This is a genomic window from Archangium violaceum (assembly GCF_016887565.1).
Lineage (GTDB): Bacteria > Myxococcota > Myxococcia > Myxococcales > Myxococcaceae > Archangium > Archangium violaceum_B.
In genome coordinates this window covers 8,576,842-8,592,212 of sequence record NZ_CP069396.1, presented here as the reverse complement: position 1 = coordinate 8,592,212, position 15,371 = coordinate 8,576,842, and the positions used below count along the sequence as shown (strand labels likewise).

Genomic DNA, 15,371 nt, shown 5'->3' with positions numbered 1-15,371 from the left:
GGCATGCCGATGGAAGTCGCCGACCCCTACGGACTGCTGAGCCCCGAGCGGAGGCAGAACCCCTATCCCTTCTACGCCCGGCTGCTGCGTGAGGCGCCCGTGCACTTCAGCGAGCCGTGGGGGGCCTGGGTGGTGACGCGCTACGCGGATGTCAATGCGGGCTTCCGTGACATGCGTCTGTCCTCGGTCCGCACGGGCATGTTCTCCCAGGGGATGCCCGAGGAGGTCGTCCGGAAGCTGGCGCCGATGAGCCGCAACATGGCCTCCTGGTTGCTCTTCCATGATGCGCCCTCGCACACGCGCCTGCGCTCGCTCGTCAACAAGGCCTTCACGCCGCGCATGGTGGAGGCGCTGCGTCCTCGTATCCGGGCGCTGGTGGAGGAACTGCTGGACGCCGCGAGGGGCAAGGAGCGGATGGAGATCATCTCCGAGCTGGCCAACCCGCTGCCCGTCATCGTCATTGGCGAGATGTTGGGGCTGCCGCGGGAGGACCGGTACCGGCTCAAGAAGTGGTCGGACAAGCTGGCGAGCCTCATCGGCACGGGCCGTCCGACGCTGGCGGAGGTGGAGGGCGCGTTGGAGGCCATCCTCGAATTCGAGGACTACTTCCGGCCGCTCCTCGCCCGGCGGCGCACCCAGCCGGGGGATGACCTGTTGAGCGCGCTGGTGCGGGCGGAGGAGCAGGGCAACCTGCTGAGCGAACAGGAGGTGCTGTCCACCTGCACCCTGGTGCTCTTCGCGGGGCATGAGACGACCACGAACCTGATTGGCAACGGGCTGCTGGCGCTGCTGCGCCACCCGGACCAGTGGGAGCTGCTGCGGGGCGCGCCGGAGCTGCTGCCAGACGCGGTGGAGGAGCTGCTGCGCTACGATTCGCCGGTGCAGTTCACCAACCGCGTGGCGGCGGTGGACCTGGAGTTCGGAGGCCACACCTTCCGGAAGGGGGACCGGGTGATGCTGATGATCGCGGCGGCGAACCGGGATTCGGCCCAGTTCCCGGAGCCGGACCGGCTGGACGTGCGGCGCGAGGAGTTGCGTCACCAGGGCTTCGGCATGGGCCCGCACTACTGCGTGGGCGCGGCGCTGGCACGCGTGGAGGCACAGGAGGCCTTCGCCGCGCTGCTGCGCCGCTTCCCACGAATGCAGGTGGCGCCAGGGGTCTTGCCGGAGTGGGTGGACAACGTGGGCTTCCGCGGGCTCCAGTCGCTGCCGGTGGTCCTCGGGCCCGCGGTCTGAGAGGGGACTGCCGTGAGGCCTTACGCGCGGCGCCGCCGAGCCACCAGCGCCCCGAGCACCGCTGTCGGGTAGGTGTGCCCCGAGCGCTGCCGGCTCACGGCTGGTACGGCGGCGTGTCGAACGCGCCTCCGTAGTACAACCCGACCTTCTGGCCCGACTCGGTCCCCCACAGCCCGCAATTGGCGGCCGTGCCAAACACGTTTCCCGTGAAGTCGGTGTACGCGCAGAAGTTGTTGGCGACGTTGTGCAGACGGATGGGGAAATACTCGTCGAAGCCGCCCTGGTCGTGCCTTTCGAGCATCCAGCGCTGCTTGTCGCTGCCGTCGCACGGGTCGGTGACGACGGTCCAGGGTCCGGCGAGGATGCCGGACTGGCTCAGGCACTCGCCGTTCGCGAGGTTGCGGAACCCGAAGGCGGCGTCGCCGTCGGGGAACATCTGCCATTGCTGGAGCGGGTCGGCAGGCTCGCACGTGCTCGTCGATTGGACCTTGCCGTCGCCGGCGAGCAGGCAACGGTTCTTCGTCTTGAAGCGGATGACGACGAAGCCCGGGTCGTCGTCGCAGGCATCGCCGATGCCGTCGCCATCGACGTCGGCCTGGTCGGTGTTCGGATGCTTGGAGCAGTTGTCGTCGGCATCGACGATGGTGTCACCGTCGGCGTCGGACCGCTCGCAGCCGGCCACGGCGGAGACCGGGCAGATACCGCCGTGGCAGCTCCAGTCCGGGAAGTCGTAGGCGATCTTCGCGCGCGACGGGGCGCACTCCATCCCTTCCAGAGGATCTGCCGAGCATGCCGCCTCGAAGCTGCCGCCGCCGCGCTTCTTGTTCTTGATCACGATGCGCGAGGTCACCGTGCCGGTGAAATCGCCTGACACCGTGACGGTCCCGCCCTCGTTACCGGTGCCGCTGAAGTCGGTGTCCTGGAGCAGCTGGCCGTCGACCACGAGGTTGAACGTCCGCGCGACCGTCGTTCCGTTCTCCTCGACGTCGAGGGTGACGGCGTGAGCGCAGGCGTCGAAGGTGAAAGTGCTGACCGCGCGCAGGCCGTCGAGGCTCACGTTCCAGGCGACGCTCCCGGTGTCGCACTGCGCCGACCAGTTGCCGGTGGACGCCGGGTTCTCGCACCCGTTCATCTTGCACTTGATCTCGTCCTGCCAGGACGCGAAGGCGCGCACCAGCTCTCCGTTGGACCAGGGCAGCACCGGGTCGCAGCTTGCCTTGCAGTCCTCGCTCTCGACCATGTAGCTGGCCTCGTCCGTGCCCGTCGACCACGCGATGCGGATGAGGTTGAACCCGCAGTGGGGCACCGCGATCTGGCGGTTCGCGTCGAGCCGGTTCGGGCAGTCGCCCCCGTTCCAGTCCGGGGCCGTGCCGTCGGTCGTGAAACAGACCACCGGCTCGTCGTCGAGGTTGATGACTGAGACGAGCGAGCCCACCCCGGGGAGGGGGGTGGTGCTGGGAGGATCGAAGTGCGGCATGGGGGGCGCGATCCCACTGCTCCCGCAGTGGCAGCTCGCGAAAGTCAAGCAAATAAGCGCGTACGCGAAGCGATTGTACATATTCGGACACTATCACCAGCCCGCGGGACTGCGATCCCATATACGCCGTCGCTCCCGCGACGACGTTGCAATGCTTCGCGGTGCGCACACCCGTACTTCTACGTCGACTGTGCTGTACCGCATTTCACTCATGCTCGCGCCCGATGGCTCGCGGTTGGCATTCATTCGTGAGGTGGCGGGGAAGAATGAAATCTACGTCCTGGATTTCGGGCGCGGCTCATTCCAGGTGGCGCGCAAGGTGAGCGGGGCGTTGAGTGGCTCCCTGGGCCCGCAGCCTGAGAGGAGACTGCATACCTCCGTCCTCTCCGCGGCAAGGCTACTCCAGCGAGAACAGCCGCCTGTCGGGCGCCTTCCCCCGGACCCGCTCCTTCAACGCGGCATAGGCATCGGAGGCCCTGAACGCCTCCATCGTCACCGCAGCCGGTACGGCGGCGTCGTAGTCCGTCCGCCCGCTGGTCAGCATGGCGGTCATCGCCTGCAACACGGGATAGGCCGGCACCATGTCCTCCACGAACAGGAACTGGCCCGCCTGGTTGACCTCGAGGAAATAGATCTCCCCCTGCCGGTCCACCGCCAGGTCGATGCAGCCGAACACCAGACCCAGCTCGCGCATCAGCGCGCGCAGCTTGTCCTCGACCGCCGCCGGCAACGCGACCGCCTCGGCGCGCATCGCGGGATCCTGGCCATGCGGCCGCCAGTCGACGTAGGCATCGCCGGCCGCCCCGCGCAGGCTCATCGCGAAGAAGCGCTCGCCAATCACGGTGACGCGCAGATCGCACGCCTTCTCGATGTAGCGCTGGTAGATGCCAGGGCAGACGGCGATGGCGTCGGCGGGCAGCTCGCTGCGCTCGTCCAGCAAGGTGACGCCCACCGCGTACTTCCTGCCGCTCTCGCGATGCTCCCACTGGTGCATCAGGAAGGACTTGAAGACGATCCGCCCCCACTTCTTGCGTAGGGCGTCGACCTGCTCCGCATCGTTTGTCACCACGGTCTCGGGAAAGGCCAGACCGAGCCGGCGGCAGACGTGCAGTTGCTCCAGCTTGTTCTCGGCCCGCCGCGCGGCATCCGGGCGATTCACCCAGAGCGCGTCGCCGTAGGCGCCTTCCAGGCCGAAGAGGTTGCGCTGGAATAGCTTCCATTCCCAGGTCACGAAGGCCCGGTCCGCCTCCGCGCACATCGGCGCGGGGTCTTCGAGCCGGCGGTTCCAGATCGCGCCGAAGCGGTCGCCGCCAGCGACCCTGCCCGACAAGCGCTCGCCTTCCGCATTGATGCGAAAGGCATAGCCGGTGTCCGGCCCCGTCGGCAGCGAGGGCGTCCAGAGCGGAACGACGCCTTGCTGGCGAAGCGCCCAATCGAGCGCGGCCGCGTGGGGATCGGTTGCGGGGGCGAGTATCAGCACGCTGCGCGGCATGGGCGCGTCCTCTCGGGTCCGGAAAGCACGCGCCCCGCTGAAAGCGGGGCGCGCACGAGCTTGGGACTGGACGTATCCCGATCAGCTGAGGGCGCCGATTTCCGGCTCGGGCCGATCGGGATCGGTGTAGACCGTCAGGAACAAGCCTTCTTCATGCTTGTCCTGTCCGGACGGAGCGACTTCGCACGCGGTGACTCGCGCAAAGGGACGCACTTCTGCGGGAGACTGCGAGGCATTGCTGTTCATAGCCACGACTCCTTGAATCCGTTGCACGGGGATGTGGACAGCCTCGCGCAAGCCCATCGCGCGAAGGCAATTCCAACCTACTCTCGCCCCCGGCGGATTTCAATTCATTCCAAGAATCCGCGCCTCGCCGACTGGGAGGAGGGGAGGGATGTGAAATTGTTTCACAAACATGGAACGAATGGGGACCCAGTGGAGGATGCAGTCTGGTGCGGAGCTTCAGCGGCAGCATCCCGGCGGGCTGGGACTGCCTGAGCTCGAGTGACTGCGAACAGGGACTCGAGTCGCTTCTCGAGAAGATGAAGGCGCGGGCCGAGACAAAGCGCGGAAGTGCGATGGGAGGTACGAGGGACACGCGGATGAATACCCTCACCCCCCGCCCTCTCCCAAAGGGAGAGGGAGCATGCGCAACACGATTCAGGACTCGCTGACGGGCGCGGGCAGTCCGGCTGCGTGGAGCCGGGTGAAGATCTGCATCAGCACGTAGAGCGCGAACGCCGCGTCATCCACGCGGCTGCTCGAACGCGCCGCGAGCGTCTGCAGCTTGAGCAGATCTCCTCCGTCGACCTGGAGCAGGTGGGCCTGGGAGCCCAGGGGGCCCTCCCCGGCGAAAGCCAGGCCTCGCCGCACGGCATCGAGGCACGCCTGGATGCACGTCCCGTAATCCCCGGAGGCGAAGGCCCCCTCCGCGGCCCGCGCGTGGTCGAACAGATCCGACGGCGCGAGCGCGCTCGCGGCCCCGAGGGGCCGTTGTCCCGTCAGGGCGGGAGGCGCGACGGGAGGCGCCACCTGGACCTGGGGTTGGGCAACCACGGCCGGCATGCTGCGGGAGATGGGGCCCGCCGGGCGTTGCACCTGGGTGGGGGTCATGGCCGGGGCCGCGGGCCGGTTTCCGGCCAGCTGGCTCAACTGCGCCTCGAGCCCGCTCGTGCCCTTGGGGGCACCCAGCGACGGCACCGTCGGCGTGGCGGCGCGGGGCGGGGGCACGATGCGCTTGGCACGCAGATCCTGGATGACGAGCCGGGTGATGGCCTTGAGGGCGTCCATCACGCCACGACCGCTGAGGGCCTCGGTCTCGAAGTCGGGGACGCCCCGGGGGTTGAGCGTGGCGCGCAGCTCCTCCACGGGCAGGGCCTTGGGGATGTCGCGCTTGTTCCACTGGAACACCAGGGGGAAGCGCTCCAGCCGGACGCCCTGCTCGAGCAGGTTCTCCTCCAGGTTGGCCAGCGACTCGCGGTTGGCGTCCACCATCTCCGGCTGCGAGTCCGCCACGAACACCACGCCGTCGGCCCCCTGGAGCACCAGCTTGCGGGTGGCGTTGTAGAAGACCTGGCCGGGCACCGTGTACAGCGCGAGCCGTACCGTGCAGTCGTTCACCCGCTCGACCTTCACGGGCAGGAAGTCGAAGAAGAGCGTGCGGTCCCCCTCGGTGGCGATGGACATCATCTCGCCACGGTGCGCGGGGCGCACGGTCTCGTAGATCTTCCGCAGGCTCGTCGTCTTCCCGGACAGACCAGGTCCGTAGAAGACGATCTTCACCGCTACTTCACGGGCTACCAGATTTACGCTGCTCACGGTGTCAGCTTACCTAGAACGACTCGCCTCCTGGCGCCAGTTGCCGACGGAACATTCGAGGGGGTCCCCGACAGGTGCTCGTTCGCCAACAGGGCGAAGCACACGGCCTCCTTGGCCCCCTCGGGCAGGCCCAGCACGTCCAGGGGGCGGACGGGCAGGGGGGCCAGCCGCGCCGTCAGCCGCTCCATGAGCACCGGGTTCCGGGTGCCGCCGCCGGAGACGTACACCGCCTCCAGGGTGAAGCGCGGCAGGAGCCACTGCTCGTAGGCGCGGGCCGTGGCCTCCACCGTGAAGGCCACGGCCGTGGCCATCAAGTCATGGGGACGCGAGGCGCCGTGACGCTCCCACAGCCGGCCCACCAGCGCGTCACCGAAGCCCTCGCGGCCGGCGCTGCGGGGTGGGGGGAGGGCCAGGAAGGGGTGCGCCAGCAGCTCCTCGAGCAGCTCCGGCATCACCCGGCCCTGGCCGGAGAGGCTGCCATCCAGGTCGCACTGGAGGCGGCCCCCGGTGACCAGCCGGGCCAGGCCGTCCAGCACCATGTTGCCCGGCCCGGTGTCGAAGGCGACCGTGTCCTCCAGCCGGTCGCTCACCACGCTCACGTTGCCGATGCCCCCGATGTTCTGCAGTGCCCTCGCCACCCCGGGCTTCCGGAACAGGGCCCAGTCCAGGTAGGGCACCAGCGGCGCCCCCTGGCCTCCCGCGGCCACGTCCCGGGTGCGGAAATCACTCACCACGGGGATGCCGGTGCGCTCGGCGATGACGGACGCCTCCCCGAGCTGCAGGGTGGAGGGCGTGCTGGACAGGCTCGAGGGCAGATGGGCCACCGTCTGGCCGTGCGAGCCGATGGCGTCCACGTCCTGGGGGCGGTGGCCCGCGCGGGCGATGACCTCCAGGGCGGCCTCGGCGAAGCGTTCACCCAGGGCGAAGTTGAGCTCGCACAGGGAGCGGGCATCGTTGGCGGCCAGCACCTGCTGGGTGAACTCGGGGGTGAAGGGGCGGGAGACGTGTGCCAGGAGGGTGACGCGGACCTCCGGGCCCGAGCCGTTGATCCGGCAGAGCACCGCCTCCACCGCGTCCACGCTGGTGCCCGACAGCAGTCCGACGCACAGCCGCGAGTTGGGGCGAGGCGGTCGCGAGTCCATACCCGCAAGTGTAAGGTCCCGGTCCGACGGATGCCGCCCCGGTCCCCGCCCGAGTGTCAGCCAGAGGCTCCTTGGTCAGCACAAAGGTCGGCTCCCCGCCAGGCGAGGCGGCCGCGGGTGCTGCCGGGCTATGTGACGAGGACGGGCGGTGGTTCCACGGGCCATCCGGGTTTCTTCCTCACCCGGCCCGGGGAGGTCCACCGCTCGGGTCCGGCGATGGGCTCCTCGGAGGAGGTCTCCACCTCCGTGAGCCGCCAGGCCACTCCTCGGGCGAGGTCCGCTGATGCGGAGCGGACGCCAGCCTCGTGCGTGAGGCGGCTCCCTTGCTGGAGTCCCCATCGGACGCGCTCGTCGGCCATGCCTCCCGTTCGGGGATGCGGGGTCGTGCGCGCGAGCGCTGACCAGGCTTCGGGGCGATGAGGGGGGCGCCCGAACGCGTGGGCGACGGCTCCACTCCGGGTGCCTCGCGGGTGGTGGGCGAAGACGGCCCTGCCGCGGACGCGCGCTTCGAACCAGCCGGTGCGCTGGCTGGCGCTCCCACCGGAGCGCGCGACGCTGGCGGTGGCCTGGGCACGGGCCAGGGTCCACGGGTCCACGCTCGACCCGTTTCCACCGCACCCGCTCAACTGGTTGCCCTCCAGGGTGGACTCGCCCCAGCTCACATGGAGGCAGTCCTGCTCGATGGCGCTCACCGAGGTGTTCCGCACCACCGCGCTCATGCCCAGCGAGATGCCCTGCCGCGCCTGGGTGACGACGGCTCCGTCGATCACCGTGCCCCGGCCGCCGCGCACGCGGATGCCGTACCAGGAGCCGGGAGCCCCCCGAGCGGTGAGCTCGACCGGACGCGACCGGGTGCCACGCACCACCAGGGTGCCATCGACGATCAGCTCCACCCGTTCCGGGTCCACCCCGGAGCGCAGCGCGTCCGTGGAGGCGGCGATGATCCGCGCGCCGGGCTCGAGGGTCAGCTTCACCCCCCAGGCCACGGTGACATCGCCCTTCAGGACGTAGGGGCTGCCACTCCTCGTCCAGACGGTAGGCGTGGAGAGGGTCCCCTTCACGTCCGTCGCGGACGCCATGGCCGGCAGAAGCAGGAGCAGTGAGAGGAGTACGGACCGCATGATCGCATGTAGGCTACCCCCCGGCGTTTCCCGAGACCACCTCTCGGGGTGAGGGTCTTCACCGGACAAGGCGTAGTAGAGGCCAGGGAGCCGAGCGGACGTGCCCCGCCCGCTGGGAGGGCCTGCGGGCGCGTATGGTCCAATTCGTGTCTGTGTTTGGTTTGAGCCCGAGATGCTTCGCCCTTGCAAAAGTCCGGGCCCGGGATTAGTTCAAGGTCGAACCTTCAGGGCCCGAACGAATGCCGACCCACTACAAAGGCAGTGCGCGGGAGACCCGGGCGCTCGACACGTTCATCAAGCTGACCCGGGCCACGGAGACGCTGGGGGGCGAGCTGCACCGGCACCTGGCCAGCCATGAGCTCACCCCGCCCCAGTTCGCGGTGCTGGAGGCCCTGCTGCACCTGGGGCCCATGAGCCAGGGGGAGCTCGGCCGCAAGCTGCTGCGCAGCAACCCCAACATGACCGCGCTGCTGGACACCCTGGAGCGCAACGGGTGGATCCAACGGGCCCGCAGCCCGGAGGACCGCCGGGTGATGGTGGTGAGCCTCACCCCGGAGGGGCGGCGCATCATCGAGAAGGTCTTTCCCGCCCATGCCGCCCACGTCGCGGCGCTCCTGGGGGCCCTGACCGCCGAGGAGCAGGAGCAGCTCGGCGCCCTCTGCAAGAAGCTGGGGCTGTCGCTGTCCCGCAACTGATTTCGTTCTCGCGCATTTAACTTCCAGTACGAAGGATTTCCCTCGTGCACTTAGTTCCAGCACGAATGATTCGTGCTCGAAGGAATAGAAGGAGGAGATGTCATGTCCAGGTCGGTGAGCACGCGTTCGGTTCAGAGGGTGGTGGACTCGGTCACGACGCTCGAGGGCGCGGGGTTCCTGGTGCGCCGGCCCTTCCCCATCCCGGGGTTCATGCAGTTCGACCCGTTCCTCCTGGTGGACGAGATGGGGCCGGTGGACATCCCGCCCGGCGGAGACGCGGCGGGGGCGCCGGACCATCCGCACCGGGGGTTCGAGACGGTCACCTACATGCTGGAGGGGCAGGCGGAGCACGAGGACTCGGCGGGCCACGCGGGCAAGCTGGGGCCTGGGGACGTGCAGTGGATGACGGCGGGCGCGGGGGTGGTGCACTCGGAGATGCCGTCACGTGAGCTCTCCCGCGGGGGTGGGCGCATGCACGGCTTCCAGATCTGGGTGAACCTGCCCCGGCGCGACAAGATGATGCCGCCGCGCTACCAGGAGATCCCCTCGGCGGGCATCCCGGTGGCCTCGACGCCGGACGGGAAGGTGCGGGTGAAGGTCATCGCGGGCGAGTCGCTCGGCGCGCGCGCGGTCATCGACACGCGCACGCCCATCCAGTACCTGCACTTCACGCTGGAGCCGGGGGCCCGCTTCGAGCAGCCGGTGCCCCGGGCGCACAACGCGTTCGCCTACGTGTTCGGGGGCGAGGGCTCGTTCGGCCCCGAGGGGACGCGCGCGGCGGATGGGCAGGCGGTGCTGTTCGCCAATGACGCGGACTCGGTGGTGATGACGAACACGGGGAGCGAGCCCCTCCAGCTGTTGCTGCTCTCGGGCGTCCCCCTGCGCGAGCCGATGGTCCGCTACGGGCCGTTCGTGATGAACACCCAGGCGGAGATCCTCCAGGCCTTCGAGGACTTCCAGAACGGGAGGATGGGGAGGATCCAGCGCTGAGCCCGGGGAGCTACGGCTTGCCGAGCACCTCGAGGGCCGAGGTGGTCAGCGTGGTGACGGCGGTGCGGAGCGTCCGCTCCCGGTCCGGGGCGAAGAGGGCGGAGTGGAGGGAGGGGAGCGTCTCGCCGGACGCGCGGGCCTCCGCGTGGCGCTTGGGGTCGACCGTGCCCACCCAGAGCATCACCGCGGGGACTCCGGCGAGGCCGTACTCGGAGAAGTCCTCGCCGCCCATGACGGGCTGGCCCTCGCGGACGTTCTCCGCGCCGAGCACCCGCGAGACGGCGCCGACGAGCCGCTTGGTCAGCGCCGGATCATTGTAGGTGGCGGGCGTGCCCTCGGAGACGGACATCTCCGGCTTCCGGGGCGCGCCGGCCGCCAGGGCCTCGGCCTGGGCGATGCGCTCGATGCCGGCGAGCAGCTGCTTGCGGACCTCGGGCTTGTAGGAGCGCACGGTGAGCTGGAGCTTCACCTCGTCCGGGATGATGTTGTGCTTGGTGCCTCCGTGGATGGAGCCCACCGTCACCACCGCGGGCTCCAGCGGCGACTTCTCGCGGCTCACGAGCGTCTGCAGCGAGAGGATGGTGCGCGCCGCGAGGACGATGGGGTCCACCGTGGTGTGCGGGTAGGCGCCGTGTCCGCCCTTGCCGTAGAGGGTGAGGTCGACGGAGTCCACGCTCGCCAGGGCGTAGCCGGGCACGTATTCGATGGTGCCCGCCGCCGCGCCGGCGCTGTTGTGGATGGCGATGGCGAAGTCCGGCTTGGGAAAGCGCGTGTAGAGGCCATCCGAGAGCATCTTCCGCGCTCCGCTGCCCGTCTCCTCGGCGGGCTGGCCGATCAGCACGACGGTGCCGCGCCACCGGTCCTTCGACTTCGCGAGCAGGGTCGCGGTGCCCACCCAGGCCGTCATATGGACGTCGTGCCCGCAGGCGTGCATCACCGGCACGCCCTGGCCGGAGTCGTCCTTCATCGTCGCCTTGCTGGCGTACGGGAGTCCGGTCTTCTCCTCCACCGGGAGGCCATCCATGTCGGTGCGCAGCAGCACCGTGGGGCCCTTGCCGTTGCGGAGGACGGCCACCACGCCGTGGCCACCGACGTTCTGGGTCACCTCGTAGCCGAGCTTGCGCAGGCGCTCGGCCAGCTTCGCCGAGGTCTTCTCCTCGCGCGTGGACAGCTCCGGGTTCTGGTGCAGATCCCTGTAGAGGGCGTCCAGCTCGGGGTAGAGCCCGTCGAGGGGCTTGAGGACGGGGGAGGGGGCCTCGGCGGCCCGCGCATCGGCCGGGGGCCAGGCGGTCGCGGCGAGGAGGAGGGCGAGGAGGGGGAAGGGTTTCACCGTGCTGTCTCCGGTCCGGAAGAAGGGAGCCGAATACAGCACGGTGCCACCTGGGCTGCCTACGGGTGGATTACTTCAGGAGACCTTCGGCCTTGAGGGCCGCCTGCACGTTGGGACGAGCCCCCACGCGCGCGGCGTAGGCCTGCACCCACGGGTACGGGGTCATGTCCAGCTTGACGAAGGCGGGCCAGTTCGTGACGGTGAAGAGGTAGGCGTCGGCGACGGTGAACTGCTCGCCCATGAGGAAGGGGCCCTTCTCGAGGGTGGCGCGCAGGAAGTCGAAGCGCTTGCCGAGGTTCTCGCGGACGATCTTCTTCGCGTCCTCGGGGTAGGCGGGGTTGAAGAGGGGGCTGAAGCCCTTGTGCAGCTCGGTGCTGATGAAGTTGAGCCACTCCTGGAGGCGGTAGCGCTCCAGGGTGCCGTGGGCCGGCACGAGCTTCGCCTGGGGCGCCTTGTCGGCGACGTACTGAACGATGGCGGGGCCCTCGGTCAGGATGCTGCCGTCATCCAGCTGGAGGGTCGGGACGTAGCCCTTGGGGTTGATGGTGTTGAAGTCCTTGCCGGACTCGGTCTTCTTGGTGCGCAGGTCGACCTTCTCGATGTCGAAGGACGCGCCCGCCTCGCGCAGGACGATGTGCGGCGACAGCGAGCAGGCACCGGGGGAGTAGTAGAGCTTCATGTGTCGGGACTCCGTGTCGTGTGTACGCCTGTTTGGCACACCCAGGCGGCCGCGCACTTTGCACCTTTCCGGGGGCCCTCGCCAGGGTTGTTCGCGCCGGACCGTATCGTGACACGGAATCTTTGGCTTGGGGGTGGATGACGGAGCCATTCACAGTCAGGAGTGGATTGAATTCACACATGTCCGCGTGCTCATTGCGGTATCAAGGAAATGACCTCGAGGCCGGTGGAGGTCACGGTTTGGTCAGACTGGAGCCCGCGACATGCGAAGTGACTTCGGCACGTGGAAGGATTTGAAGAGACGATCGCTCAGCCAGCGATTGGGATTGACCCTGGGACTGGTGGCGGCCGGGGGTTCGGGGCTGCTACCCCTCTCGAGCCACGCGGAGACGCCTCCCAGCGTCATCTTCCTGTTGGACAACCATGAGTCCATGCAGGACTTCCCGCAGTACCTGCCCGAGGTCAACGGAGACGTCGGTGCCGTGCCGAATCCGCCCGGTGTGGACAGGTCGGATGAGATCGGCGCGGATGGTTACGCGGGTCTCAACGTCGGCCTGGGCTGCTCGGACCCGGCGCTGGTCTCGGCGATGAGCTGGTTCGACAAGAACAGCTTGGATCCGAAGCTCAACGGCTCCATTCCCTACGACAGCGACGCCGACTTCGGCACCACGCCCCAGTTCTTCGATCCGAACCAGTTCTACCAGTCCCGTGGCCGTCGCGTCTCATGGGTGGTGAGGGAGACGCCGTACTCCATCTCCTTCGACTTCCGTGCGACGGGCGGCATCTCGGACGCGATGTCCGCCTGTTGGAGCGCCCTGAATTGGAAGGACGTCTATTATTACAAGCCAGCCATCTTCAACGAGTGCGTCTCCTGCCTGACGACGAAGGGCTGGTGGCGTGGCCCGCTCGTCACGCACCCCGCGGATTCCTCGACCTACGGCATGAATGGCCCCCAGCGTGCGCTCGATGAGCCGCCGCTTCCTCGCGAGGCGTTCCGCAAGTGGGTCGTCAGTGGCCGCGTGCTCAACGTGCGTCCGCCCAAGTTCGTGGTGGCTCGCAAGATGCTCAAGGATGTCATCGCCACCGCGAGCAACGTGCGCATGGGCGTGGCCACCTTCGGTCCGGACGTCGGCTGGTACGACCCGCCCCAGCTGTTCGAGAAGCCGCGGCCAACCTGCGACAAGTCCTCGCCCGTCATCGATGAGGCGTCGCTCAACCGGCCCCTTCTGATGAAGGCCGTCAACAAGACCGTGTTCCGCAACAACGAGCGCTCCATTGGCGAGGCCCTCTTCGGTCTCGGTGCCTACTTCTCCTCGCAGAAGGTGGACAACCGGTGGACGAGCTGGTTCCAGCAGCCCCTCAATCCGGGCTGGGGTTGGCCGGGCTGCTGCAATGGCGGCACGTATGACAACCCCAACACGGGCGGGGATGGGCGGTACTGGGGCGTTCAGTCCGACGAGTGGCTCAAGACGGCCCAGCCCTGGGAGGGCACCGGTTTCGACAAGTCCATCTGCGGTGACTCCCAGCGAAGCGCCGTCATCGTGGTGACGGGAGGCACTCCCACCTATGACAACTCGGTGCCCATCACGAAGATGATGGGCATCCTCAAGGCCAATGGCGCCCGGCACCCGGATGGAACGTTGCTCACGTTCGATCCGGTCGACCCCGAGCACAATCCCAACCCGGGCGGCGTCAATTATTGCCACCTGTTCGGCGCTACCCAGGAGGACTGCGACTACACGGAGTACAACTGGCCCACCGGTCTGGCGAAGACGAACAAGAACTTCATGGATGATGTGGCGTTCTTCCTGTCGCACGCTGACCTGCGAGGCGACATGCCCGGAAGCCAGACGGTGCGCACGTTCATCGTGGGTTATGGCGACAGCAGCCCCATGCTCCAGAGCATCGCCCTGGCGGGCCAGGGCCGGTTCTACCGGGCCAACCAGCCGGCGAGCCTGAAGGACGCCATCACCTTCGCCCTGGGCGAGGTGCAGGCTCCCTTCTGCGCCGCGCCGTGAGACCCACGGCCTGAGACGAGAGCAGGGGAGGGCGGAGATCGCCCTCTCCTGGCCTCCCTCCCGATCCATGACCGCGTTGTGACACGCTGTGTCAGGCCCGATGGTGGCATGCTGGCGTTCCACCGGGAGAGGGGTCTCATGGGCTACGTCGATACCTTTCGCAGCCTCGCCGAGGCGTTTCAGGAGGGCAGGGGGAACGGCACTCTGGAGGATGGCCTCGTCCTGCATCAGCGCCGGTTCCGCTCCGCGGAAGCGCGCGAGGCCGTCGACGAGGGGCACCCTGGGACGCTCCCCGTGTCCGAGGCGGCTCTCGAGCCGGACTTCCTGCGCGGGCTGCTCCACCGGGATGACGGCGTCGAGGAGAACCTCGAGTTCCCGTACCGCATCGTCGCGCCGGCCGGATGCGCGCGGAGCTCCCGCGGTGTGCTCCTCCTCCACGGGCTCAACGAGCGCCGCTGGGAGAAGTACCTGCCCTGGGCGAAGTCCCTCGCCGAGGGCCTCGGCGCTCCCATCATCCTCTTCCCCGTGGCCTTCCACATGGACCGCTCCCCCGCGCTCTGGTCCGAGCCCAGGCCCATGCGCCAGTTGAGCCGGGAGCGTCTGCGCCGCATGCCGGAGCTCGAGGCCTCCAGCTTCGCCAACGCCGCCCTGAGCACCCGCCTCCATGCCCGGCCGGAGCGCTTCGTTTTGTCCGGTCTGCGGACCTTGAGGGATCTCGCCCGCTTCTCGGACAACGTCCGCCAGGGCGAGGAGCCGCTGCTCGCACCCGAGGCCCGGCTCGATCTCTTCGCCTACTCCATCGGCGCCTTCCTGGCGGAGATCCTCCTCATGGGTGACTCCGAGGGGCGCTTCGCCAGGTCCCGGTTGGTGACGTTCTGCGGTGGTTGTCTGCTCGCCCACACCGCGCCGCTGTCCCGGGAGATCCTCGACAGCGCCGCCGCCCGCTCGTTGCACCAGTTCCTCGATGAGCTCGAGTCGCAGAAGCAGCTCCGGCCCGCGCTGGGCAGGTTGCTCTCGGAGGACGCCGTGGGCCGCGCCTTCCAATCCATGGTTCATCCCGACCGCTACCGCTCCGAGCGCGAGACCGCCCTCCAGCGGCTGGGTGCCCGCATGGTCGCCATCTCCTTGCAGGGCGATCGGGTCATGCCCGCCGCGGCCGTGGCGGAGACCCTCTCCGGCTCCGGGGCTCGGGTGGACATCCTCGATCCGCCGTACTCCTATGAGCACGCCAACCCGTTCCCCGTGAACGGTGTCTCCGAGGTGGAGGTCGAGCGCGCTTTCTCTTCCGTGTTCGGGCGCGCCGTGGAGTGGTTGGACGGGTGAGCCTCTCGTTGAAGTCGAGTGCTCCCGATACCCTCACCCCGTCCCTCTCCC

At 68.7% G+C, this 15,371-nt stretch carries 13 protein-coding genes; 5 read left to right on the top strand and 8 right to left on the bottom strand.

Annotated features, from left to right (window positions below; genetic code table 11):
• The first annotated feature begins 3 nt into the window (after window positions 1–3).
• Window positions 4–1,236 (top strand): cytochrome P450, encoded by a 1,233-nt coding sequence (locus JRI60_RS34165; RefSeq protein WP_204220114.1) that lies wholly within the window; start codon window positions 4–6, stop codon window positions 1,234–1,236.
• 94 nt (window positions 1,237–1,330) lie between these two features.
• Here JRI60_RS34165 and JRI60_RS34160 read toward each other — a convergent pair whose 3' ends face one another.
• From JRI60_RS34160 to JRI60_RS34135, 6 genes are all read right to left on the bottom strand, one after another.
• Window positions 1,331–2,713 (bottom strand): RICIN domain-containing protein, encoded by a 1,383-nt coding sequence (locus tag JRI60_RS34160; protein WP_204220113.1) that lies wholly within the window; start codon window positions 2,711–2,713, stop codon window positions 1,331–1,333.
• A 397-nt stretch (window positions 2,714–3,110) separates the two neighbouring features.
• Window positions 3,111–4,205, bottom strand: coding sequence for an ATP-grasp domain-containing protein (locus tag JRI60_RS34155; RefSeq protein ID WP_204220112.1), 1,095 nt, complete (start codon window positions 4,203–4,205; stop codon window positions 3,111–3,113).
• Between the two features lie 81 nt (window positions 4,206–4,286).
• Window positions 4,287–4,451: a hypothetical protein gene (locus tag JRI60_RS34150; RefSeq protein WP_204220111.1), complete on the bottom strand. Its 165-nt coding sequence runs from the start codon at window positions 4,449–4,451 to the stop codon at window positions 4,287–4,289.
• 414 nt (window positions 4,452–4,865) lie between these two features.
• Window positions 4,866–6,023 (bottom strand): GTP-binding protein, encoded by a 1,158-nt coding sequence (locus JRI60_RS34145; protein WP_204220110.1) that lies wholly within the window; start codon window positions 6,021–6,023, stop codon window positions 4,866–4,868.
• Complete coding sequence (locus tag JRI60_RS34140; protein WP_204220109.1) at window positions 6,020–7,165, bottom strand: anhydro-N-acetylmuramic acid kinase; 1,146 nt, start codon at window positions 7,163–7,165, stop codon at window positions 6,020–6,022. Before JRI60_RS34140 ends, JRI60_RS34145 begins: the two co-directional genes overlap by 4 nt.
• A gap of 128 nt (window positions 7,166–7,293) precedes the next feature.
• Window positions 7,294–8,286, bottom strand: a complete 993-nt coding sequence (locus tag JRI60_RS34135) for a right-handed parallel beta-helix repeat-containing protein (protein ID WP_204220108.1) — start codon at window positions 8,284–8,286, stop codon at window positions 7,294–7,296.
• 239 nt (window positions 8,287–8,525) lie between these two features.
• Between JRI60_RS34135 and JRI60_RS34130 the strand changes: the two genes are divergently transcribed.
• Both JRI60_RS34130 and JRI60_RS34125 read left to right on the top strand, forming a co-directional pair.
• The gene (locus tag JRI60_RS34130; protein ID WP_204220107.1) at window positions 8,526–8,981 is read left to right on the top strand and encodes a MarR family winged helix-turn-helix transcriptional regulator; all 456 of its coding nucleotides are present in this window, start codon (window positions 8,526–8,528) and stop codon (window positions 8,979–8,981) included.
• Between the two features lie 102 nt (window positions 8,982–9,083).
• The gene (locus JRI60_RS34125) at window positions 9,084–9,971 is read left to right on the top strand and encodes a pirin family protein (protein WP_204220106.1); all 888 of its coding nucleotides are present in this window, start codon (window positions 9,084–9,086) and stop codon (window positions 9,969–9,971) included.
• A 10-nt stretch (window positions 9,972–9,981) separates the two neighbouring features.
• On the opposite strand, the gene JRI60_RS34120 is transcribed toward JRI60_RS34125, so the two are convergent.
• Window positions 9,982–11,301 carry an amidohydrolase gene (locus tag JRI60_RS34120; RefSeq protein WP_204220105.1) on the bottom strand — a complete coding sequence of 440 codons (1,320 nt, stop codon included), beginning with the start codon at window positions 11,299–11,301 and terminating at the stop codon, window positions 9,982–9,984.
• Between the two features lie 70 nt (window positions 11,302–11,371).
• Complete coding sequence (gene gstA / locus JRI60_RS34115; protein ID WP_204220104.1) at window positions 11,372–11,980, bottom strand: glutathione transferase GstA; 609 nt, start codon at window positions 11,978–11,980, stop codon at window positions 11,372–11,374.
• 262 nt (window positions 11,981–12,242) lie between these two features.
• Between gstA and JRI60_RS34110 the strand changes: the two genes are divergently transcribed.
• Both JRI60_RS34110 and JRI60_RS34105 read left to right on the top strand, forming a co-directional pair.
• Window positions 12,243–13,997: a hypothetical protein gene (locus tag JRI60_RS34110; protein WP_204220103.1), complete on the top strand. Its 1,755-nt coding sequence runs from the start codon at window positions 12,243–12,245 to the stop codon at window positions 13,995–13,997.
• Window positions 13,998–14,135: 138 nt separating this feature from the next.
• Window positions 14,136–15,320 (top strand): DUF6051 family protein, encoded by a 1,185-nt coding sequence (locus JRI60_RS34105; protein ID WP_204220102.1) that lies wholly within the window; start codon window positions 14,136–14,138, stop codon window positions 15,318–15,320.
• The last annotated feature ends 51 nt before the right edge of the window (window positions 15,321–15,371 follow it).